Source organism: Streptomyces sp. NPDC008125 (assembly GCF_042957125.1).
Lineage (GTDB): Bacteria > Actinomycetota > Actinomycetes > Streptomycetales > Streptomycetaceae > Streptomyces.
This window is the reverse complement of sequence record NZ_JBIBHR010000002.1, coordinates 146,400-168,028: the sequence shown is the minus strand read 5'-3', so window position 1 is coordinate 168,028 and position 21,629 is coordinate 146,400. Positions and strand designations below refer to the sequence as shown.

Annotated in this window: 17 protein-coding genes and 1 pseudogene; 15 read left to right on the top strand and 3 right to left on the bottom strand. The window is 71.8% G+C overall.

What is annotated here, in order from left to right:
* Positions 1-280 precede the first annotated feature (280 nt).
* Positions 281-1,639 (top strand): hypothetical protein, encoded by a 1,359-nt coding sequence (locus ACFZAX_RS03425; protein ID WP_390958664.1) that lies wholly within the window; start codon positions 281-283, stop codon positions 1,637-1,639.
* 233 nt (positions 1,640-1,872) lie between these two features.
* Here ACFZAX_RS03425 and ACFZAX_RS03420 read toward each other — a convergent pair whose 3' ends face one another.
* Positions 1,873-2,865, bottom strand: a complete 993-nt coding sequence (locus ACFZAX_RS03420) for an ATP-binding protein (protein WP_390958662.1) — start codon at positions 2,863-2,865, stop codon at positions 1,873-1,875.
* A 102-nt stretch (positions 2,866-2,967) separates the two neighbouring features.
* Between ACFZAX_RS03420 and ACFZAX_RS03415 the strand changes: the two genes are divergently transcribed.
* Positions 2,968-3,792 (top strand): oxidoreductase, encoded by an 825-nt coding sequence (locus tag ACFZAX_RS03415; protein ID WP_390958660.1) that lies wholly within the window; start codon positions 2,968-2,970, stop codon positions 3,790-3,792.
* Between the two features lie 535 nt (positions 3,793-4,327).
* Here ACFZAX_RS03415 and ACFZAX_RS03410 read toward each other — a convergent pair.
* Positions 4,328-5,164, bottom strand: a complete 837-nt coding sequence (locus ACFZAX_RS03410) for an HAD-IB family hydrolase (RefSeq protein WP_390958657.1) — start codon at positions 5,162-5,164, stop codon at positions 4,328-4,330.
* A 497-nt stretch (positions 5,165-5,661) separates the two neighbouring features.
* Between ACFZAX_RS03410 and ssd the strand changes: the two genes are divergently transcribed.
* The 7 genes and pseudogenes from ssd to ACFZAX_RS03375 all read left to right on the top strand — a co-directional run.
* On the top strand, positions 5,662-6,783 hold the full coding sequence (ssd, locus tag ACFZAX_RS03405) for a septum site-determining protein Ssd (RefSeq protein ID WP_390958655.1): 1,122 nt from the start codon (positions 5,662-5,664) through the stop codon (positions 6,781-6,783).
* Entirely contained in the window at positions 6,780-7,928 is a 1,149-nt protein-coding gene (locus ACFZAX_RS03400; protein WP_390958652.1) for a TadA family conjugal transfer-associated ATPase, read from the top strand. Before ssd ends, ACFZAX_RS03400 begins: the two co-directional genes overlap by 4 nt.
* Positions 7,925-8,860, top strand: coding sequence for a type II secretion system F family protein (locus ACFZAX_RS03395; RefSeq protein WP_390958650.1), 936 nt, complete (start codon positions 7,925-7,927; stop codon positions 8,858-8,860). Before ACFZAX_RS03400 ends, ACFZAX_RS03395 begins: the two co-directional genes overlap by 4 nt.
* A gap of 23 nt (positions 8,861-8,883) precedes the next feature.
* Entirely contained in the window at positions 8,884-9,726 is an 843-nt protein-coding gene (locus ACFZAX_RS03390; RefSeq protein ID WP_390958648.1) for a type II secretion system F family protein, read from the top strand.
* A gap of 226 nt (positions 9,727-9,952) precedes the next feature.
* On the top strand, positions 9,953-10,165 hold the full coding sequence (locus ACFZAX_RS03385) for a DUF4244 domain-containing protein (RefSeq protein WP_390959222.1): 213 nt from the start codon (positions 9,953-9,955) through the stop codon (positions 10,163-10,165).
* Complete coding sequence (locus ACFZAX_RS03380; RefSeq protein ID WP_390958646.1) at positions 10,152-10,703, top strand: TadE family type IV pilus minor pilin; 552 nt, start codon at positions 10,152-10,154, stop codon at positions 10,701-10,703. The genes ACFZAX_RS03385 and ACFZAX_RS03380 overlap by 14 nt, the downstream gene beginning before the upstream one ends.
* Positions 10,700-10,978: pseudogene (locus tag ACFZAX_RS03375) on the top strand (Rv3654c family TadE-like protein); the annotation flags it as partial. The gene ACFZAX_RS03380 and the pseudogene ACFZAX_RS03375, both read left to right, overlap by 4 nt.
* Positions 10,979-11,018: 40 nt before the next feature.
* On the opposite strand, the gene ACFZAX_RS03370 reads toward ACFZAX_RS03375, so the two are convergent.
* Complete coding sequence (locus ACFZAX_RS03370; RefSeq protein ID WP_390958644.1) at positions 11,019-13,571, bottom strand: DEAD/DEAH box helicase; 2,553 nt, start codon at positions 13,569-13,571, stop codon at positions 11,019-11,021.
* A 78-nt stretch (positions 13,572-13,649) separates the two neighbouring features.
* Here ACFZAX_RS03370 and ACFZAX_RS03365 point away from each other — a divergent pair, with 78 nt between their 5' ends.
* From ACFZAX_RS03365 to topA, 6 genes are all read left to right on the top strand, one after another.
* The gene (locus tag ACFZAX_RS03365; protein ID WP_003967428.1) at positions 13,650-14,003 is read left to right on the top strand and encodes an STAS domain-containing protein; all 354 of its coding nucleotides are present in this window, start codon (positions 13,650-13,652) and stop codon (positions 14,001-14,003) included.
* A 192-nt stretch (positions 14,004-14,195) separates the two neighbouring features.
* Entirely contained in the window at positions 14,196-14,672 is a 477-nt protein-coding gene (locus ACFZAX_RS03360) for an ATP-binding protein (RefSeq protein ID WP_390958642.1), read from the top strand.
* Between the two features lie 674 nt (positions 14,673-15,346).
* A complete protein-coding gene (locus ACFZAX_RS03355; protein ID WP_390958639.1) occupies positions 15,347-15,943 on the top strand; it encodes a small secreted protein in 597 nt (198 codons plus the stop codon).
* 181 nt (positions 15,944-16,124) lie between these two features.
* A complete protein-coding gene (locus ACFZAX_RS03350) occupies positions 16,125-17,606 on the top strand; it encodes a methyltransferase (protein ID WP_390959220.1) in 1,482 nt (493 codons plus the stop codon).
* Between the two features lie 408 nt (positions 17,607-18,014).
* Positions 18,015-18,212 (top strand): hypothetical protein, encoded by a 198-nt coding sequence (locus ACFZAX_RS03345; protein ID WP_390958637.1) that lies wholly within the window; start codon positions 18,015-18,017, stop codon positions 18,210-18,212.
* A gap of 367 nt (positions 18,213-18,579) precedes the next feature.
* Positions 18,580-21,462, top strand: a complete 2,883-nt coding sequence (topA, locus tag ACFZAX_RS03340; protein ID WP_390958635.1) for a type I DNA topoisomerase — start codon at positions 18,580-18,582, stop codon at positions 21,460-21,462.
* Positions 21,463-21,629 lie beyond the last annotated feature (167 nt).

Here is a 21,629-nt window from a genome sequence, read left to right as displayed (position 1 = left end):
TCCCGTCTCCTCCGGGGCAGCGCGGTCGCGGAATGGGGGGACGCGGCCGTGGGTCACGGCGTGCAGCGGCGGGATTTCTCAACGCTAGGTAAATGAATCGTAATGCAGAGTAAAGAAATGTGGTTCACATATCAGGCAAATAGGCGAAGGAATCACCCAATGCAGTGAATAAGCATCTTTTCGTACGGCCTGTCGCTCGGAGCCGTCCGAGCCGCGTGTGAACGTGACCGCGCCGGTCGGCACATTCCACGCAAACGAGCCGCAAGGAAGAGGTGGGCGGATGATCGCCGCCACGAAGAGAGTCGCCCTGGGTATCACCACCGCAGCGGCGTTCGCCGCGCTCGCCGGTTGTTCCGGCGCCGGAACGAACGGGGCGTCGGGAGCCGCCGCCGAGAAGGCGCACGGCGCCAAGGAGAAGCCCGACGGGCAGAACGCTCCCGCCCCCGGCAACGCCGTCCAGCTGATCGGTGACGGATCCACGGCCTTCACGGGCGCTCAGCCCAACCTCCCGGTTCCCGAGCGCCTCGCGCCGGGAGAGAAGCCCCCGCAGTTCGTGGTGTTCTCCTGGGACGGTGCCGGCGAGGACAGCCAGAAGCTCTTCTCCCACTTCCGCGGAGTCGCCAAGAAGTACGGCGTGAAGATGACGTACTTCCTCAGCGGCGTCTACCTGCTGCCCGAGGCGAAGAAGGACCTCTACGACCCGCCCCAGCACTCGCCCGGCCGCTCCGACATCGGCTTCAACGACACGAAGGGCATTCACGACACCCTCCGGGAGGTACGCGCCGCCTGGAAGGAGGGCAATGAGATCGGCACCCACTTCAACGGCCACTTCTGCGGCCCGGACGGCGGTGGCGGCACCTGGTCGGTCGACGAGTGGAAGAGTGAGATCGGCCAGGCGAAGTCCTTCGTGAAGAACTGGAAGACGAACGACCCGGAGCTCAAGTCCGAGGCACCGCTGCCCTTCGACTACGACAAGGAACTCGTCGGCGGCCGTACCCCGTGCCTGGAAGGCCGGGAGAACATGGTCGCCGCCGCCCGGGACCTGGGATTCCGCTACGACTCCAGCGGCATCAACGACCAGGTCTGGCCCGCGAAGAAGGACGGCCTCTGGGACCTCTCGCTCCAGCTCGTACCCGTTCCGGGGCGCGACTTCGAGACGCTCTCGATGGACTACAACTTCATGTTCAACCAGTCCGGCGTCACCCAGGGCGACCCGGCGGAGCACGAGTACTGGGGCGACCAGATGCGTGACGGCCTCCTGGAGGCCTTCGACCGGTCGTACGACGGGAACCGCGCGCCGCTGATCATCGGCAACCACTTCGAGTCCTGGAACGGCGGCACCTACATGCGCGCCGTGGAGGAGACGATCGCCTCCGTCTGCACCAAGTCGGACGTGCGCTGCGTCTCCTTCCGTCAGCTCGCCGACTGGCTGGACGCCCAGGACCCGGCGGTGGTGGCCAAGCTCGGGACGCTCGGTGTCGGGGAGGCCCCGAAGGGCGGCTGGTCGTCCTACCTCGCGGCCCCGACGGTGGCCGCCGGTGGCAAGCCGATGAGCCCGGCGGCGAAGAACACGGGTAAGGGCGCGGGCAAGGGCGAGGGTGCCGCGAAGAATACGGACGAGGGCGCGGAAGAGAAGTAACGTTTCTGCGGGCTGCGGGCTGCGGGCTGCGGGCTGCGGGCTGCGGGCTGCGGGCTGCGGGCCTGAGTTGCGGGCCGCGGGCCTCCGGGCTCGGGCCTGGGCTTGCCGACTTCGGGTTTCGGGGCTCCAGGCTCGGTGTCGAGCCGTGCGAGGGCGGGACCGCTGCGCGCGTTCCGCGCGGGTCCCGCCCTTCCGTCGCGGCCCCTGCCGGCCGGGCCGCGGTCGTCGCTCGGTCAGGCGGGGGTGGACACGCCCGTCACCAGGCGGTCGTCGAGTGTGAACGCCGGGTCGACCTGGGCGGCCAGATCGGCGCCGGTCTTCTCGTTGCCCCAACTCTCCGCGTTCTTCAGGTGGAAGTGCACCATCTGACGCGTGTACCGCTCGCGGTCGCGCAGCGCGTACGAGTCCTCGGCCGCGTCCTGGAGCGCCTGGAGAGCCATCCGGTTGTCGGCCTCCAGCAGTTCGAAGCGGTTCGGCCGGCCCTTCTCCATCGCCCGCACCCAGTCGGAGTGGCCGACCCCGACGAGCAGGTCCTCGCCGACCTCGGAGCGAAGGAAGTCCAGGTCGTCCGGGCCCTGCACCTTGTTGCCCACCACGCGGAGCGTCACGCCGAAGTCCCGCGCGTATTCCTTGTACTGGCGGTACACCGACACGCCCTTCCGGGTCGGCTCGGCGACCAGGAAGGTCATGTCGAACCGGGTGAACATCCCCGAAGCGAACGAGTCGGATCCAGCGGTCATGTCGACCACGACGTACTCGTCCGGGCCGTCGACCATGTGGTTGAGGCAGAGCTCCACCGCGCCCACCTTCGAGTGGTAGCAGGCGACACCGAGGTCCGCCTCGTTGAACGCGCCCGTGGCCATCAGCCGGATGTCGCCGTCGTCCAGCCGGACGGAGCGCGCGCAGGCGTCGTAGACGGGGTTGTCCTCGCGGACGCGCAGCAGGCGCGAGCCCTCGCCGGGCGGTGTGGTCTTGATCATTGTCTCGGCGGAGGCGATCCGGGGGTTGGTGCCGCGCAGATAGTCCTTGATCAGCGGGAGTTCGGCGCCCATCGACGGAAGCGCTGCCGACTCCTGCTCGTCGAGGCCGAGCGCGGCTCCGAGGTGCTGGTTGATGTCGGCGTCCACGGCGATGACATGGGCTTCGTTGGCGGCGAGGTGACGGATGAAGAGAGAGGACAGCGTGGTCTTGCCGCTGCCGCCCTTCCCTACGAAAGCGATCTTCATGTTCACCTAGGGTAGTCGCAGGATCGCGGAAAGTCGTCGCGCTTCGTGAAGAACGACACGTAGGGGTCGCGAGGGTGTATGGGGCGCGTAGCCTCATTACTTATGAGTACGACTGCCTCGGACCCGCTCGCCGCTCTCGCCGCTCTGCCGGGGGTCCCCGACTCCGTGGACTCGGTCCGCAAGGCCGTGGACCGGGTCTACGGCCACCGTGTGATGCGCCGCCGGAGCAGTGAGGTGACCGCCGAAGCCGCGCTGCGCGGAGCGCGCGGTTCGGCGGCGCTGTCCGGTGCCGACTGGAACCTGGAAGAGGTGCGTCGGCGCACCGATTTCAGTGGTGACCCCGAGGCGCGGACGGTGGGCGCGGCGCTGCGTCTCACCGCGGAGGCCGGTCAACTCCTCTCCATCTGGCGGCAGTCGCCCCTGCGGGTGCTGGCCAGGCTGCACCTCGTCGCGGCCGGAGGCGCCACCCCCGACGACGCCGTGGGCCGTCCCCGGCTGGCCGGTGAGGCGGTCGACGAACCCCTCGTGGAGGCTCCCCTGCCGGGCGCCGACGAGGTGGCGGGGCGACTCGACGGGCTGTCGCGGCTCATCATCGACGGGAGCAGCGCCCCCGCGCTGGTCACGTCCGCCATCGTGCACGGTGAGCTGCTCGCTCTGCGTCCCTTCGGCTCGTGCAACGGGCTGGTGGCCCGGACCGCCGAGCGCGTCGTGCTGATCGGCAGCGGGCTGGACCCGAAGTCGATCTGCCCGGCCGAGGTCGGGCACGCCGAGCAGGGGCGTGCCGCGTACGTGGCGGCGTTCGAGGGGTACATGTCGGGGACGCCGGAAGGAATGGCGGCCTGGATCGCGCACTGCGGGCGCGCGGTGGAGCTGGGTGTCAGGGAATCGACCGCGGTCTGCGAGGCGCTGCAGCGCGGTGCCGCCTGACGGTGCAGGGTACGCGTGACCTCGGGCGGCGCGTCGTGAATCGCGGGGATCCCGGCGTCGAGGGTCGCGGCGGTCCCGGCATCGAGGCGCTGGCATCAAGAGTTGCGGCGTACCGGCATCGAGGCGCTGGCATCAAGAGTTGCGGCGGTACCGGAACCGGTACCGCCGCTGGCACGTCCGCCGGGTTACCAAGCGTCCTCGGAATATGCCCATCAGGTCGGGTTCTTTGCCCGTCACCTGGTGCGGCTGGCCCGTAATCGACGGGTCGACGTCGCGTGGGTGCTCGGCTTCGGTGCTCGGTCCGTGGGGCCTTGCTGCGTGAAAGGTCATCCTCTCGGATGTCCCCGGTCTCGCGGGCCGTTGACTCCTTTGTACTCCTGGAGCGGGGTAAGCGGTACCCCAGACTCCACTTCTTTACTTTCGCGTTCAATTACCCACTGGCCGGACGCTGCCGACTTCCCGCGCTCCGCGCTCGACTGCCCGTTTGCCCCACTGCCCGGTTGTGCGCACGGGTGTCCCTACTGCGGGGTGGTGGTCAGGCGGTGGCTGCCGCGCGTCGGCGCGTGGCGTACCAGACGAGACCCGCGGTGGCCGCCGCCGCTCCCACGGCTGCGGCGGCGACGAGTGCTGGACGCGGCGGCAGCGAGAAACTGGGCAGCCGCTGCTTGAGCCGCACCGGGCGGTTGAAGACGAGGATCGGCCACTGCCGGGCGCCGGCTTCGCGTCGCAGCGCCCGGTCCGGGTTCACCGCGTGCGGGTGGCCGACCGACTCCAGCATCGGGACATCGGTGGCGGAGTCGCTGTAGGCGTAGCAGCGGGAGAGGTCGTACCCCTCCGACGCGGCCAGTTCCTTGACGGCCTCGGCCTTGGTCGGGCCGTAGGCGTAGTACTCGACCTCACCCGTGAAGCAGCCGTCCTCGCCGACGACCATCCGGGTCGCCACGACCCGGTCGGCTCCGAGCAGTTCACCGATGGGCTCCACCACTTCGGCGCCCGAGGTGGAGACGATCACCACGTCGCGGCCGGCGGCGTGATGCTCCTCGATGAGGGTGGCGGCCTCGTCGTAGATGATCGGGTCGATCAGGTCGTGCAGGGTCTCGGCGACGATCTCCTTGACCTGCGCCACGTTCCACCCCTTGCAGAGCGCGGAGAGATATTCACGCATCCCCTCCATCTGATCGTGATCCGCACCCCCGGCGAGGAAGACGAACTGTGCGTACGCGGTGCGCAGCACTGCGCGGCGGTTGATCAGGCCGCCTTGGTAGAAGGACTTGCTGAAGGCCAGCGTCGAAGACTTCGCAATGACCGTCTTGTCCAGGTCGAAGAAGGCGGCGGTGCGCGGCGAGAAGCGGTTTTCCACAAGGCTGAGCATAGGGGGCCTCCATTCGGCTCAAACTCCGGTGCGCGGGTTTGCCTGGCAAGGCGCTCGGGTACACCATGGAAGTCACGGATCGTTCGCGACCGTGCTAACCCGGTCCGACTCCTCCCCCCCCGAGTCGGCCGTGGGGACGACCCCCGCTCTCCCCCCCGGCGGGGGTCGTCGCACGTCCGGGTGTGTTTTCCCCGGAATCACGCGTTTTTTCACCTTTGTCGCGGGCTTGTCGTTCCGGCCGCGCGTGCGGCTGCGCCCAGCCTGACACGTAACCGTGTGTAGCTAAAAGAGTGCGCTCCGAATGTGCCCGGATCGAGTGACCGAGTTATTCACAACGTGGGAGTTGTCCACAGTTCTCCACCAAGATCCACATCTTTTTCCGTGAGATCGCATGGTGATTCCGCCCGCGAAGTCCGCGGGTTCCCGAATCGCCTGTCCCGGAACTTCCGGGATCCGCGTGAACGGTGCTCAAGGAGCTGTGAGAAGGGGTGGAGATCGTGGCCCGATCCCTTGCGCGAGAAGGATTCCCGATCGCCGATGAGCGGCGCGGTGCGCCGCTCATCGTGACGGAGGACATTGATCTGCTCGACGATCTGCTGCGTCTCTGCGCGGCGGCCGGAGCGGAACCGGAGGTCCATCACGGCGTACCGGAGGACCGCGAGGTGTGGCGGCGGGCGCCGCTGGTTCTGGTGGGCGACGACGCGGTGCAGCGGTGCCGCGGACTCGCGCGGCGCCGCGGGGTGATGCTCGTCGGGCGGGGCGCGGACTCGCCCGACGTCTGGCGGCAGGCGGTCGAGATCGGCGCCGAGCACGTGCTGAGGCTGCCTGATGCCGAGGGCTGGCTCATCGAGCAGCTCGCCAACGCGGCGGAAGGCGCGGGGCGTCCCGCGCTCACCGTGGCGGTGGTGGGCGGCAGGGGCGGCGCCGGCGCCTCGACGCTCGCCTGCGCGCTCGCCGTGACCGCCGCCCGGGCGGGAGCGCGGACCACGCTGATCGACGGCGATCCGCTGGGCGGCGGCATCGACGTCCTGCTCGGCGGAGAGCGTACGGAGGGCCGGAGATGGCCCGACTTCGCCCACACCAGGGGCCGGCTCGGCGGTGGGGTCCTGGAGGGCTCGCTGCCCTCTCTGCACGGCCTGCGGGTGCTCAGCCGGGGGCGCGAATGCGGCGTCGTCGTACCGCCCCAGGCTGTGCGGTCGGTGCTGGCGGCGGCCCGGCGGCTGGGCGGAGTGGTCGTCGTGGACCTGCCTCGGCAGGTGGACGAAGGCGTCGCGGAAGCGCTGTCCCAGTCGGACCTCGGTCTCCTGGTCGTGCCCGGTGAACTGCGCGCCGTGGCCGCCGCGAAATGCGTGGCGTCGGCGGTCGGCACATCCCTCGACGATCTGCGGGTAGTGGCGCGGGCGCCGTTCGCCCCCGGGCTCGACGGCCCCTGGGTGGCCCGCGCGCTCGATCTGCCCCTGCTGGGCGAACTCCCGGTGGAACCAGGCGCCTCGGCGCATCAGGACGGCATCCTTCCGCCGGGTTCGGGGCCGCGCGGTCCGCTCGCCCGGTTCTGCGCCGCGTTCTGGGAGAAGGCGTGCGCAGGCGGTCTTCCCGTTCCGGTAGGAGGGGCGTCATGACCGAGGGGCTGCTGGACGCCGTGCGGCAGCGGCTGGCGCTCAGTGGGGAGGTGCCCACCCCGGCAGGGGTGGCCGCGGCCGTGCGGGCTCAGGGCCGGCTGCTCGGGGATGAGGAAATCCTGGGCGCCGCAGCCGTGTTGCGCGGCGAGCTGGTCGGAACGGGCGTGCTGGAGCCCTTGTTGGCCGATGCGGCCGTGACCGACGTCCTGGTTTCGGCGCCCGACCGGGTGTGGGTGGACCGGGGCGGCGGTCTGGAGCTGACCGGTGTCACCTTCGCCGACGCCGCGGCCGTGCGCAGGCTCGCGCAACGCCTCGCGGCGGTGGCCGGCCGGCGCCTGGACGACGCGCGGCCCTGGGTGGACGCGCGGCTGCCGGACGGGACGCGGATGCACGCGGTGCTGCCTCCGGTGTCCGTCGGGTCGACCTGCCTCTCGCTGCGTGTCGTCCGCCCCCGGGCCTTCGCCCTGGAGGAGCTGGTCCACGCCGGCACCGTGCCGCCCGGCGGCGACCGGATGCTGCGGAGTCTGGTGCGTGCCCGGGTCTCGTACCTCATCAGCGGGGGCACGGGCGCGGGGAAGACCACCCTGCTGTCGAGCCTGCTGGGCGAGGTCGGCCCGCACGAACGGATCGTGCTGGCCGAGGACTCGTCCGAACTGCGCCCGGATCACCCGCACGTGGTGCGCCTGGAATCTCGCCCGGCCAACCAGGAGGGAGCCGGCCGGGTGACTCTCCGGGACCTGGTCCGCCAGGCGCTGCGCATGCGTCCGGACCGGCTGGTCGTCGGCGAGGTGCGAGGCGCCGAAGTGACGGATCTGCTGGCCGCGTTGAACACCGGGCACGAAGGCGGGTGCGGCACGGTGCATGCCAACGCGGCGTCGCACGTGCCCGCTCGGCTGGAGGCGCTGGGGATGGCCGCCGGGCTCGACCGTCCCTTGCTGCACAGCCAGTTGGCGGCAGCACTGTCGGTCGTGCTCCATCTGGTGCGCGACCGCACGGGACGACGACGCCTCGCCGAGGTCCATGTGCTGGAACGCGGCTCCGACGGCCTGGTGTTCACCGTGCCCGCGCTGACCTTCGGACCGGACGGCTTCGTGCGGGCCCGCGGCTGGCAGAGGCTGACCGCGCTCGTCGGGGGTGCCTCATGAGCGGTGTGGGGCTCGTGTGCCCGACGTGGGGAGCGACGGCCTGTGCGGTGCCGGCGGCCCTGCTGGTCCTGCTGGGCCCGCGCCGCGGTTCCGCCGGCACGGTGCGGGGGAGGTGCGCGGAAGTGCTGCGTCGCGCCCCTGGCCCGGGCGGCGGCCCAGGCGCGGACATCGGTGGCGCGGAGGCCGGCGTACCGGCAGGGGTGGCGCGGAGCGCTGAGGTGCTGCGCGCACGGGCGGGTGAGCTGCTGGGACGGTGGCGTGCATGGTGGTGCGTCCCGGCTGCCGTGGCGCTCGCGATGCTCGGGAACTCGTGGTTGCCACTGGTCGCGGGGGCGGTGGCGGTGCCGCTGGTACGGCGATGGCTGCGCGGGCGGGACGAGCGGGCCGCGTGCCAGCGGTCCGACGAGGCGGTGGTGGTGCTCTGCGGTGCCGTCGTCGGCGAGTTGCGGGCCGGACGCGAACCGGGGCAGGCCTTGATCCGTGCCGTGCGCGAGACCCGAGGGCTGGGTGCGGCCGAGTCACCGGTGCTTGCCGCCGCCCGGTTCGGCGGTGACGTGCCCGCCTCACTGCACCGCGCGTCCCTGATGCCGGGGCTGGGGGCGCTGGCCGGGGTCGCGGCGTGCTGGCGCGTGTCGGTGGACGGCGGTGCGGGACTCGCGACGGGGCTGGACCGACTGGAAGGAGCGTTGCGGGCCGAGCGCCGACGCCGGGAGGAACTGCGGGCGCGGCTCGCCGGTGCCTGGTCGACGGTGGTGGTGCTGGCACTGCTGCCGCTGGCCGGTCTGGGCATGGGCGCCGCCCTCGGGGCCGAACCCCTCCGTGTCCTGCTGCACACCTCGGCGGGTCTGGTCTGCCTGGCGACCGGTCTGCTGCTGGAGGCGGTCGGGATCCTCTGGGCCGGGCGGATCGTGCGGGCGGGGGACGCGGGATGAACGCGATGTCCGGAGCAGGTGCGATGTCCGGAGAAGTTGTCCACAGCCTGGGGGTCTGGCTCACGGCGTGCGTGGCGGCCCTGTGCTCGGTGGCCTCGGTCACGGGCGCCCGGCGGAGAGGGGTCCGGCTGAGGAGAGGCGCGGCGCTCCTCGGAGGGGTGGACGGCGACTCGGCTGCGGCGCGAGCGGGGTGGGGGAAGCAGATCCGTGCGGTCTCGGGGGACCGGGAGACCGCAGGGGTCCGTGACGTGGTGACGCGCTGGGCAGAGCCGGCCGGCGCCGGTCTGACGGTGTGGATCCTCGTCGAAGGCGCTGCCGGAGCCCTGGCCGGTGCGGGGGTGGCCGCTGCGGTGTGGCACTTCCGGCGGACCGGACGGGCCCGTCGTCCGGGGGGTTCCGGGACGCCGACGGAGGACGAGCTCTCGGCCTCCCGGCAACTCCCGTTGGCGGCGGACCTTCTGGCCGCCTGCATCTCCGCCGGTGCCGGTCCCCGGCAGGCCGCGGAGGCCGTCGGGGAATCGCTGCGGGGACCTCTCGGGGAGCGGCTGGTCCGCGCGGCCGTCGAGATCCGCCTCGGCGGCGATCCCTCCCTGGCCTGGGGCCGCCTCGGGGGCATCCCCGGAGCGGGTCCGCTGGCCCGGTGCCTGGACCGGGCCGGTGAGACGGGGGCCCCGGCAGCCGAGCCGGTCGCCCGGTTGGCCGACGCCATACGCGCCGCGCGCGCCGACGCCGCCGTGGCGAAGGCCCAGCGCGCGGGCGTGCTCATCACCGCCCCGGTCGGGCTCTGCTTCCTCCCGGCCTTCCTGGCGGTCGGGGTCGCGCCGGTGATCGTCGGCCTCGCGGGAGGCCTTCTGCACACCGGCTGATCCGGCCCGGCGGATCCATTTCCACATTCCAGAACCGACGGCGCGCCACAGGTGCGCCGGTTGTCCGACCATGCCCGTCGAAGGGCGGAACGAGGCTGACATGAGCGCCGACATGGGTGTCGAAACGAGTGGGAACGTCGCGGACGGCACGCGCGGCGGAAGAGTGCGACGCGGCCGGCACGCCGAGCGCGAGGCGGTGCGTCCGGCTTGGTGCCGGTTCCGTGCCGTGTGGCGGGGCCGACGGGTTCGGCGGGTTCGGCGGGTTTGGTGGGACCGGAGGTTCGGCGGAGCCGACCGGGGGATGACCACCTCCGAGTACGCCATGGGGACGATCGCGGCCTGCGCGTTCGCCGCCGTGCTCTACAAGGTGGTCAACAGCGGTGCGGTACAGAACGCGCTGCAGTCGCTGATCGAGGGTGCGCTCGATGGCTCGTTCTGAGCGGGCCGGCGAAGCGGGACGCGATACGGAACAGCGGTGGACCCGGGTCCCCCGTCCCGGCGGGGACACGGGTTCGGTCACCGCCGAGGCGGCGATGGTGCTGCCGGTGCTGGTGGCCCTCGCCGCGGTGCTGGTCTGGGCGTTGGTGGCGGCCGCCGATCAGATCCGGTGCGTGGACGCGGCGCGGGCCGCCGCGCGGGCCGCGGCACGTTCGGAACCGGAGTCCGTGGTGCGGGCTGCGGCCCGCACCGCGGCTCCCGCCCGGGCCCTGGTCGTCGTACGGAGGGAGGGCGCGCTCTGGCGCGTACGCGTGGAGGCTCCCACACCCGGGCCGCACGCCCTGGCCCTCACTCTGAGCGCCGAAGCGGCAGCCCTGGCCGAGGACACGGTGGGCGCCGGTCCCCCTGCGGATCCCGGTTCCGGCGCGGATCCCGGTCCCCCTGCGGAATTCGGTCCCGCTGCGGATCCCGGTCCCGGTGCGGCCGCTGCTCCCGGGGATGTCCCCGGAGCGGGGGAGAGGGCCGGAGGCGGGCGATGAACCGGCTTGTCGGCCGCCGCCGCGATCAGGGGATGGCGACCGTGTGGGTGGCCCTGACGGTGGCCACGCTCTGCGCGGTGTGCGTGGTGATCCTCGCGTTCGGGCAGGCGGTCGCCGCCCGGCACCGTGCCGGTGGGGCGGCGGACCTGGCAGCCCTCGCCGCGGCCGACCGCGCGCTGAAGGGCCCCGGGGCCGCCTGCGCGGCGGCCCGGCAGGTGGCGGGTGCGCAGGGTGCCCTGCTGGTGCGGTGCTCGGTGCGGGGTGAGATCGCCGACGTGACGGCGCGGGCGGCGTTCGGGCCGTACGCGCCGGAGGTCAGGTCCCGCGCGGGGCCTCCGGCGCTTCCGGGTCCGGCGGCTCCTGGGTCGGCGCTTCCGGGTCCGGCGGCTCCTGGGTCGGCGCTTCCGGGGCCGGCGGGCCCGCGGGGGCGGCCCTGAGGAGTTCGGTCAGCAGCCGAACCGCACCTCGCTTGTGGAGGGGCTCGTTGCCGTTCCCGCACTTGGGGGACTGGATGCAGGAAGGGCAGCCCGCCTCGCACTCGCAGGAGGCGATGGCCTCGCGCGTCGCGGTGAGCCAGGCGCGGGCGGTGTGGAAGGCGCGCTCGGCGAACCCGGCGCCGCCGGGGTGGCCGTCGTACACGAAGACGGTGGGCAGCAGGGTGTCCGGATGCAGTGGTACGGAGACCCCGCCGATGTCCCAGCGGTCGCACGTGGCGAAGAGGGGCAGCATCCCGATCGACGCGTGTTCGGCGGCGTGCAGCGCGCCGCCGAGGATCTCCGGATTGATCCGGGCGGCGTCGAGCTGGTCCTCGGTGACGGTCCACCAGACGGCCCGGGTGCGCAGGGTGCGAGGCGGCAGTTCGAGCTTCGTCTCGCCCAGTACCTCTCCGGTGATCAGCTTCCGGCGCAGGAAGGAGACGACCTGGTTGGTGACTTCGACGGAGCCGTAACAGAGCCGCCCGTCTCCCCAGGGGATCGTGGTGTCGGTCTCCAGGACCGTGATGGCGGTGGTGTCGCGGGCGTTCGTCGAGTACGGCGGACTCGCCTCCTCCACGAGGGCGACGGAGTCCTCCAGGTCCAGCTTCCGGACCAGGTAGGTCCGTCCCTGGTGGAGGTGGACGGCGCCCTCGTGCACCGAGGTGTGGGCGGCGGCCTCGTCGACGGTACCCAGCAGCCTGCCGGTGCCCTCCTCGACGATCTGCACCGGCCGCCCTCCGCCGCCCCGGATGTCGGTGAGGTCGGCGGCCCGTTCACAGCGGGTCCAGTGCCAGCCCGCCGCCCGCCTGCGCAGCAGTTTCGCGGCCTCGAGCTGCGGCAGCAGCTCGGGCACGGTGGGTCCGAAGAGTGCGATGTCCGCGGCGGTGAGCGGCAGCTCGGCGGCGGCGGCGCACAGGTGGGGGGCGAGGACGTAGGGGTTGTCCGGGTCCAGGACGGTCGACTCCACGGGCTGCTGGAACAGTGCCTCCGGGTGGTGCACGAGGAAGGTGTCCAGCGGATCGTCCCGGGCCACCAGTACGGCCAGGGCGCCCTGCCCGGAACGGCCGGCGCGGCCCGCCTGCTGCCAGAGAGAGGCCCGGGTGCCCGGGTAACCGGCGATGACGACCGCGTCCAGACCGGAGACGTCGATCCCCAGTTCGAGGGCGGTGGTGGCGGCGAGTCCCAGGAGCTCACCGGAGTGCAGGGCGCGCTCCAGGGCGCGGCGTTCTTCCGGCAGATAGCCGCCCCGGTAGGCGGCGACCCGTCGCGGCAGCGAGCGGTCGACCTCGGCCAGCCGCTCCTTGGCGATCACGGAGATGAGTTCCGCGCCGCGCCGGGAGCGCACGAAGGCGACCGAGCGGACGCCCTGGAGCGTCAGGTCGGTGAGCAGGTCGGCGGTCTCGGCGGTCGCGGTACGCCGCACGGGCGCGCCCTTCTCGCCCTGCATCTCGGTGAGTGGTGGCTCCCAGAGCGCGAAGACGAGTTCGCCCCGGGGAGAGGCGTCGTCGGCGATCTCCTTGACCGGCAGCCCGGTGAGACGGCCGGCCGCGACCGACGGCTCGGCCGCGGTGGCGGAGGCGAGCAGGAAGACCGGATCGGATCCGTACCGGGCGCACAGCCGCCGCAGTCGACGCAGGACCTGGGCGACGTGCGAGCCGAAGACACCACGGTACGTATGGCATTCGTCGATGACGACGAAGCGCAGAGCACGCAGGAAGGAGGCCCAGCGGGGATGGGACGGCAGGATTCCCCGGTGCAGCATGTCGGGGTTGGTGAGGACGTAGTTGGCGTACTGGCGTACCCACTCACGCTCCTCCACCGGCGTGTCGCCGTCGTACACGGCGGGCCTGACCGCGTTGCCGAGCGGCGCGGCGAGAGCCTTCACCGACCGGCGCTGGTCGGCCGCGAGCGCTTTGGTGGGTGAGAGGTAGAGCGCGGTGGTCGCACGTCCGTTCGGGGCCTCGGAGCCGTCGAGCAGCGTACTGAGCACCGGGGCGAGATACGCGAGCGACTTTCCGGACGCCGTGCCGGTGGCGATCACCACGGATTCGCCGTCGAGCGCGCATTCGGCCGCAGCCGCCTGATGGACCCACGGATGGTCGATCCCGGCACGCCCGATCGCCGCGATGACTTCCGGGCGGATGCGATCCGGCCAGATGGCATGGGTTCCCGGTCGCGGGGGCAAGTGCTCCGTATGAGTGATGCGCGCGGCCCGGCCCGCCCCCGCGGCGAGTCGGTCGAGGATCATGTCGGGGGAGGGGCGGGAGTCTCCGCTCTCGGCGGGTCCGCTGGGGCGGTGATTCTTGGCCATCGGCACCGAGTGTGTCACTGGCGTGACGGACAATGGTCCCAAGGCGTCGTGCATGGCTGCAGGTAAGTGATTGAATGCCATCGCGGCTGGCGATCCGTCCCCTGGCTCCGTCGGGGAGACCGAGGGGCGACCGCTCGATAGCAAGGTGCTGGAGGATCCGTGGACCTGTCCCTGTCGACTCGCAATGTGTCCGGCCCTGGTGGCGACCGTACGGTCGTCGAGGTCGGTGGCGAGATTGATGTGTATACCGCGCCCAAGCTGCGCGAGCAGTTGGTCGAGTTGGTGAATGACGGCAGTTACCACCTGGTTGTCGACATGGAGGGCGTCGACTTCCTCGACTCCACCGGCCTCGGCGTGCTGGTGGGCGGCCTGAAGCGTGTCCGGGCCCATGAGGGCTCGCTGCGCCTGGTCTGCAACCAGGAGCGCATTCTCAAGATCTTCCGGATCACGGGCCTGACCAAGGTGTTTCCGATTCACACCACGGTCGACGAGGCCGTCGCCGCCACCGACTGACGTCGGAGCGGCCCGCCGGCCCCGGTCGGCGGACCGTGGACGGCCCGGGCGGCAGCAGCCGCGCCGGGCTGCGCTGAGCAGGCGGTCGACCCTGGGTCGGCCGTCCGCTCCGTGGGCTCCCGGAGGAGACACAGGGGTACGGGCGACACGCCCGGGCCTCTGAGACGCACGCCCTACGTTCGAGGGGATCTCATGGCCACCGTTGAACTCCGCTTCAGCGCACAGCCTGAACATGTCCGGACGGCCCGCCTGGTGGCAGCCGCTGTGGCACGCCGGGCCGGCGTCGACGAAGCGGTGCTCGACGAGGTCAGACTCGCGGTGGGCGAGGCGTGCAGCCGGGCTGTGGGGCTGCACCACGCTCATGGCATCGACACCCCGGTGGCCGTGGTGCTGACGGACGAGGAGAAGTCGTTCTCCATCGAGGTCGGCGACGACGTGCCGGGTCCCGGCAGCGAAGCCGGAAGTGCCGTTCCCAGTGCCCGCCGGGCCTCGCACGCCGTGCCGGTGGGTCTCGACGACCCCGAGCCGGAACCGGACGGTGAGGGTGAGGACGAAATGGGCCTCGCCGTCATCAAGGGCCTGGTGGACGACGTGGAGGTCCGGTCGGGGGTGAACGGCGGTGTGATCCGTATGACCTGGCCGACCGCGCCCGCAGTGGTCTTTCCCTGAGCGTCCCGGCCGGGCCTTCTTCGGTTACGGGTTGCCTTCGGGGCTGCTGAGGCCGGGATCGTTGCGGCTGTGCGGCTGTGCGGCTGTGCGGCTGTGCGGCTGTGCGGCTGTGCGGCTGTGCGGCTGTCCGCGTGTCCGCCTGTGCTTTCCTGCAGTCCGTGAGTCCCGCCGGAATGGCGGTCGGCCGAGGCGTCGTTTCGGGCTGCCCCGCAGACTGCCGCCTGCCTGCTGCCCGTTGCTTCCCGCACCCTTGCCGGCCGCGTGCTGGATGCCGCCCGCCGCGATACGCGGCACCCCCAGCGGCACCAGGCGCGGTTTCGGCGAACCACCGGAGAACGCCTGGCGAACCGTCGGCGGCTGCCTCGGCGCACCTCTGGCTGATAAGTGACGCGCGCTCATATCAGGCGCGCCACACGGGCGCTGACGGCCCGTTGGCCGGACGCTGCGGGAGCGCGGGGCCCGAGGGGGAGGCTCTCATCCGTTCGGGTGAAGGGAGGAGTCCGCCCGAGGGGCGGTCCCGCTGGTCGGCGTGGGCGTGCGGGGTGAGTTGAATCTCCCCTGCCGCTCTTGATGCAAATGGCTTCAAAAGGGTACATACCCCGAGACCGGGGCCCGGTTGTCGCCCACGTGGCGTGTAAGTTCCGGGGCCGAGAGCCTTGGAAGGGACCGATCCGGTGAACAAGAAGCTTGCGGCCGCACTGTCCGGCGGCGCGGTACTCGTACTGACGCTGACGGGTTGCAGCGACGACAGCAACGACGAGGTCAACGACTGGGCCAAGAAGGTGTGCGGCCAGATCCAGCCGCAATTGCAGAAGATCTCGGACGCCAATGCCTCCATTCAGGAGCAGACCGCGGACAACAGCCAGCCGGCCGACGTGCAGCGGACCGACTCGGCCGCCTTCCAGCAGATCTCAGAGGCGTACAAGGCGCTCGGCTCGGCCGTCGACTCGGCCGGTGCCCCGCCCGTCGACGACGGTGAGGCCACGCAGCAGGAGGCGGTGAAGGGGCTCAACGCCTCCTCCGAGGCGTACGCGAACCTCAAGACCAAGGTGGACGCGCTCGACACCGAGGACCAGGCGAAGTTCGCCGACGGTCTCAAGGACATCGCCGACGAGTTGAAGAACATCAGCAGCAGCGGCGCCAACGCGCTGAACAAGCTGCAGTCCGGCGAGGTCGGGAGCGCGATGGCCAAGCAGGACAGCTGCAAGAGCCCTTCCGCTTCGGCCTCTCCCGGTTCTGGCGCCCCGGCCTCCTCGGCCAAGGCCTCGTAACCGACGGCACCGACGACGGCAGCAGCGGCCCGGTCACCCCTTCTCGGGGGGCCGGGCCGCTGCCGTTGTCGGTGGGAGCGGCGACAATGGGTGCGTGAGTACGAAGAGCCCTTCAGCACCGACGAGCCCCACGGGGCCCCGCCTTCCGCGGTCCGAGCACGTTCCCGCACTCCGCGAGGCACTGCTCGCGGCCGCCTTCACCGCGGACGGGCTGCTGGACCTGCTCGGCGCACCGGCCTACGCGGCGCTGGCACGCGCCGAGACGGTTCCCGCCCTGCGCGCCACCCGGGGCGACACCGCGCTCGACACGCTGGTGCGGCTCTTCCTCCTCCAGCGCGCCGTCCCGGTGGAGCGGGCGAAGGCCGCCCTTCCGCTCGCCGTCTGCCTGGAGGACGGCTGGGTGCGGGAGGAGGACGGAGAAGTGCGGGCGACCGTCGACGTCCGCCCGTACGGCGGCCCCGAGGGCCAGGACTGGTTCATCGTCTCCGACCTCGGCTGCGCCGTCGGAGGCGCGGGCGGCATCGGATCGCACGAGGAGGGGGTCGTCCTCGGTGTGGGGGGCGCGTCCACCACGCTCGCCGGAATCACGGTCCGTACCCCGGTGGCCTCCGCCCTCGACCTGGGCACGGGCTCCGGTATCCAGGCGCTCCACGCGGCGCAGCACGCCACGCGGGTCACCGCGACCGACCTCAACCCGCGCGCCCTGGACTTCACACGGCTCACCCTCGCCCTCTCCGGCGCCGCGCCCGCCGATCTGCGGGAGGGCTCCCTCTTCGAGCCGGTGGCCGACGAGAGGTACGACCTGATTGTCTCGAACCCGCCGTTCGTCATCTCACCCGGCGCCCGCCTCACCTACCGCGACGGGGGCATGGGCGGCGACGACCTCTGCCGCACCCTGGTCCAGCAGTCGGGCGACCGGCTGAACGACGGCGGGTACGCCCAGTTCCTCGCCAACTGGCAGCACGCGGAGGGCGAGGAGTGGCAGGACCGGCTCCGTTCCTGGGTGCCGGAGGGCTGCGACGCCTGGATCGTGCAGCGCGAGGTGCAGGACGTCACGCAGTACGCCGAGCTCTGGCTGCGCGACAGTGGTGACCACCGGGCCGATCCGGACGAGTACACCGCCCGGTACGAGGCGTGGCTCGACGAGTTCGAGGCGCGCGGGACGACGGCTGTCGGATTTGGCTGGATCACGGTGCGCAAGTCCGCCGCGGCCGCTGCCGGCGATCCGTCGATCGTCGTGGAGGAGTGGCCGCACACCATCGAGCAGCCGCTCGGGCCGGCCGTCCTCGCCCACTTCGCCCGCCAGGACTATCTGCGCGCCCAGGACGACGCCTCGCTGCTCGCGGGGCACTTCACCCTCGCCGAGGAGGTCGTGCAGGAGCAGGTCGGTCTGCCGGGAGCCGAGGACCCCGAGCACGTGGTGCTCCGTCAGCACCGGGGGATGCGCCGGGCCACCAAGGTCGACTCGGTGGGCGCCGGGTTCGCGGGCGTCTGCGACGGTTCGCTGCCCGCCGGCCGCATTCTGGACGCCATCGCGCAGTTGATGGGTGAGGACCCGGTGCTGCTGCGGGACCGTACCCCGCAGGCGATCCGGCTGCTGGTCGAGGAGGGCTTCCTGGAGCCGGTGGAGCCGGCGGCGGGCGGGGCCGGGCGCACGGCCTGAGCATTCCGCGCGCGACCTGCGGGCGATGTCCGGCGCACGGGGACTGAGCAGGGCGTATCCGCCACGAGCAGGGAGCCCCCACGGCGCGGTGCGGGCCCGCCTCCCGGGGTGCGGGCCACTCCACCACGCGGTGCGGGCCACCCCACGCGGTGCGGGCCACTCCGCTACGGGGTGCGGGCCACTCCACCACGCCGTGCGGACCACCCCACGGGGGCGCGGGCCACCCCGCGGCGCGGTGCGGGCCGCCTCCCGGGGCGCGAGGGGCGCTGTTCACCCGGGGTTCGCGTGGCCGACGTCCGGGGATGGCAGCCTCCCCCCTGCGCGTCCTGAGGACGAGCCGGTCCCGGTCGGGTCGCGGCCGACCGGGACGGCCGGGTCCGTAGGCGGGCCAGGACGGGGTGCGGAGCGATGGAGAGCGGGCCGGCGGTTCTCGCGGGATCGGTCTTCGCGCTGTTCGGCGCGGCGCTCCTCGTCTGGACGGGGGCGCGTACCGCCCGTCGCGCGCCGGTGGCCCAGGGAGTGAGCCCCGTCTCCGCCGCCGTGCTTTCCACGTTCTTCGGCGTACTTTTCCTCGTCCTCGGCGTATGGGTCCTCCTCCGCGCCTGATCGAATCCGGTGCGATCGAATCCGCTGCCGCAGGGCCCCCGGGATGCGGCCCGTCGCCCCTCCCGTTCCGTGTCCGGCGCGCCCGTTCACGTTCTCTTCGCTCTCCCCCCGCACCCTCTCCGCACTCCTCCGCGCCCCTTCCCCGGTGTCCTGAAACCCGCGGGCAGCTGCCCTACGCAGTGCGGAACGGACAGTCCGGGCGGCAGGAATGCCGGAAGTCGGGTTACCGTTCGAGTGGCCGTTGCGGGCTTTTGCCGTTTGACACGGGGGCGGGTTGTACCGTCACACTCCGCAGCGACAGCACCGCCAGTGGCTCATCGCCGCCGCGTGGATGCGCATCGAGTGCCGACCGGAGAGAAGAGCGAAGTTGTCCCCGACCAGCGAGACCGCACAGGGCGGCCGCCGACTCGTCATCGTCGAGTCGCCTGCCAAGGCGAAGACGATCAAGGGCTATCTCGGCCCCGGATACGTCGTCGAGGCGAGCGTCGGGCACATCCGCGACCTCCCGAACGGCGCGGCAGAGGTTCCCGACGAGTACACCGGCGAGGTCCGGCGGCTCGGAGTCGACGTCGAACACGACTTCCAGCCCGTATACGTCGTCAACGCGGACAAGAAGGCCCAGGTCAGGAAGCTCAAGCAGCTGCTGGCCGAGTCCGACGAACTCTTCCTCGCCACCGATGAGGACCGCGAGGGCGAAGCCATCGCGTGGCACCTGCAGGAAGTCCTGAAGCCCAAGGTCCCGGTCCACCGGATGGTCTTCCACGAGATCACCAAGGACGCGATCCGCGCCGCCGTGGCCAACCCGCGCGAGCTCAACCAGCGCATGGTCGACGCCCAGGAGACCCGCCGCATCCTCGACCGCCTCTACGGCTACGAGGTCTCGCCGGTCCTGTGGAAGAAGGTCATGCCCCGGCTGTCGGCGGGCCGTGTCCAGTCCGTCGCCACCCGGCTCGTCGTCGAGCGGGAGCGCGAGCGCATCGCCTTCCGCTCCGCCTCGTACTGGGACCTGACCGGCACCTTCGCCACCGGCCGCACCGGTGACGCCTCGGACCCGTCCACCCTGACCGCCCGCCTCAGCGCGGTCGACGGGCGCCGCGTCGCCCAGGGCCGCGACTTCGGTGCGGACGGTCAGCTCAAGGCGGCGTCCGGCCAGGTCATGCACCTGGACGAGACGAACGCCCGCGCCCTGGCCGCCGCCCTCGCCGACTCCGCCTTCGCGGTCCGCTCGGTCGAGTCGAAGCCGTACCGCCGCTCGCCGTACGCCCCGTTCCGGACGACCACCCTCCAGCAGGAGGCGAGCCGCAAACTGGGCTTCGGGGCGAAGGCCACCATGCAGGTCGCGCAGAAGCTGTACGAGAACGGCTTCATCACCTACATGCGTACGGACTCCACGACCCTCTCGGACACGGCGATCTCCGCCGCCCGGGCACAGGTCACGCAGCTCTACGGCGCGAACTACCTGCCGGAGAAGCCGCGCGTCTACGCGGGCAAGGTCAAGAACGCCCAGGAGGCGCACGAGGCGATCCGCCCCTCCGGCGACCGCTTCCGCACCCCGGCCGAGACCGGGCTGACCGGCGACCAGTTCCGTCTGTACGAGCTGATCTGGAAGCGGACCGTCGCCTCCCAGATGAAGGACGCGGTCGGCAACTCCGTCACCGTCAAGATCGGTGGCCGGGCGGGCGACGGCCGGGACGCCGAGTTCTCCGCCTCCGGCAAGACGATCACCTTCCACGGCTTCATGAAGGCGTACGTCGAGGGCGCCGACGACCCGAACGCCGAGCTGGACGACCGTGAGCGCCGGCTGCCGCAGGTCGCCGAGGGCGACGCGCTCTCCGCCGCGGAGATCACCGCCGACGGCCACTCCACCAAGCCGCCGGCCCGCTACACCGAGGCCTCGCTGGTCAAGGAGCTCGAAGAGCGCGAGATCGGCCGCCCGTCGACGTACGCCTCGATCATCGGGACGATCCTCGACCGCGGTTACGTCTTCAAGAAGGGCACGGCGCTCGTCCCGTCGTTCCTCTCCTTCGCCGTCGTCAACCTGCTGGAGAAGCACTTCGGCCGGCTCGTCGACTACGACTTCACCGCCCGCATGGAGGACGACCTCGACCGCATCGCGCGCGGCGAGGCCCAGTCCGTGCCGTGGCTGAAGCGCTTCTACTTCGGCGCGAGCGAGGACAACGCCGGCGCCGGTAAGGCTTCCGACGCGGGCAACGGCGACGGCGACCACCTCGGCGGGCTCAAGGAGCTCGTCACCGATCTCGGCGCCATCGACGCCCGGGAGATCTCCTCGTTCCCCGTCGGCAACGACATCAAGCTCCGTGTCGGGCGGTACGGCCCGTACATCGAGCGCGGCGAGAAGGACTCCGAGGGCCACCAGCGCGCGGACGTTCCCGACGACCTGGCGCCGGACGAGCTCTCCGTCGAGTACGCGGAGGAGCTGCTCGCCAAGCCGAGCGGCGACTTCGAGCTGGGCGCCGATCCCGTCTCCGGCAACCAGATCATCGCCAAGGACGGCCGGTACGGCCCGTACGTCACCGAGGTTCTGCCCGAGGGCACGCCGAAGACCGGCAAGAACGCGGTGAAGCCGCGGACCGCCTCCCTCTTCAAGTCGATGTCGCTCGACACGGTGACGCTGGCCGACGCACTCAAGCTGATGTCGCTGCCGCGCGTCGTCGGCGAGGACGCGGAGGGCGTCGAGATCACCGCGCAGAACGGCCGCTACGGCCCGTACCTGAAGAAGGGGACGGACTCGCGGTCGCTCACCTCCGAGGACCAGCTCTTCGACATCACCCTCGACGAGGCCCTCGCCATCTACGCGCAGCCCAAGCAGCGCGGCCGGGCCGCCGCCAAGCCGCCGCTGAAGGAGCTGGGCACCGACCCGGTCAGCGGGGCGCCGGTGGTCGTCAAGGACGGGCGCTTCGGCGCCTACGTCACCGACGGCGAGACCAACGCGACGCTGCGCACCGACGACAGCGTCGAGACGATCACGCCGGAACGCGGGTACGAACTGCTCGCAGAGAAGCGCGCCAAGGGCCCCGCCAAGAAGAAGACGGCGAAGAAGGCGCCCGCGAAGAAGGCCGCCACCGCGAAGAAGGCCCCGGCGAAGAAGACGACGACCGCGGCGAAGAAGACGACGGCGGCCAAGAAGACGACGACCGCCGCGAAGAAGACGACCGCCGCGAAGACCACGACGGCGGCGAAGAAGGCGACGAGCTCCGCCTCCTCCTCGGCGACGCCCACGGAGGACTGAACCGGGCGTGCGGGCCGCACCGCACCCCGCGACACGCGCGACCGCCGCCCCCGGTTCTTCGACCGGGAGCGGCGGACGTGTGTCCGGGGCCCACTCCCCTCAGGGGTGGATCCCGATGCTCCGCGGAGGCGGCGGAGTCGGTTCCCGGCCGGGTTCCCGGCCATGAC

What these genes read in the sequence shown, in the direction of transcription:
- ACFZAX_RS03360 (WP_390958642.1), top strand. Translation starts at nt 14,196, where the DNA reads ATGGCCACCGTTGAACTCCGCTTCAGCGCACAGCCTGAACATGTCCGG.
- ACFZAX_RS03380 (WP_390958646.1), top strand. Translation starts at nt 10,152, where the DNA reads ATGGCTCGTTCTGAGCGGGCCGGCGAAGCGGGACGCGATACGGAACAG.
- ACFZAX_RS03395 (WP_390958650.1), top strand. Translation starts at nt 7,925, where the DNA reads ATGAGCGGTGTGGGGCTCGTGTGCCCGACGTGGGGAGCGACGGCCTGT.
- ACFZAX_RS03410 (WP_390958657.1), bottom strand. Translation starts at nt 5,164, where the DNA reads ATGCTCAGCCTTGTGGAAAACCGCTTCTCGCCGCGCACCGCCGCCTTC.
- ACFZAX_RS03345 (WP_390958637.1), top strand. Translation starts at nt 18,015, where the DNA reads ATGGAGAGCGGGCCGGCGGTTCTCGCGGGATCGGTCTTCGCGCTGTTC.
- ACFZAX_RS03415 (WP_390958660.1), top strand. Translation starts at nt 2,968, where the DNA reads ATGAGTACGACTGCCTCGGACCCGCTCGCCGCTCTCGCCGCTCTGCCG.
- ACFZAX_RS03425 (WP_390958664.1), top strand. Translation starts at nt 281, where the DNA reads ATGATCGCCGCCACGAAGAGAGTCGCCCTGGGTATCACCACCGCAGCG.
- ACFZAX_RS03390 (WP_390958648.1), top strand. Translation starts at nt 8,884, where the DNA reads ATGTCCGGAGAAGTTGTCCACAGCCTGGGGGTCTGGCTCACGGCGTGC.
- ACFZAX_RS03400 (WP_390958652.1), top strand. Translation starts at nt 6,780, where the DNA reads ATGACCGAGGGGCTGCTGGACGCCGTGCGGCAGCGGCTGGCGCTCAGT.
- ACFZAX_RS03420 (WP_390958662.1), bottom strand. Translation starts at nt 2,865, where the DNA reads ATGAAGATCGCTTTCGTAGGGAAGGGCGGCAGCGGCAAGACCACGCTG.
- ACFZAX_RS03370 (WP_390958644.1), bottom strand. Translation starts at nt 13,571, where the DNA reads ATGGCATTCAATCACTTACCTGCAGCCATGCACGACGCCTTGGGACCA.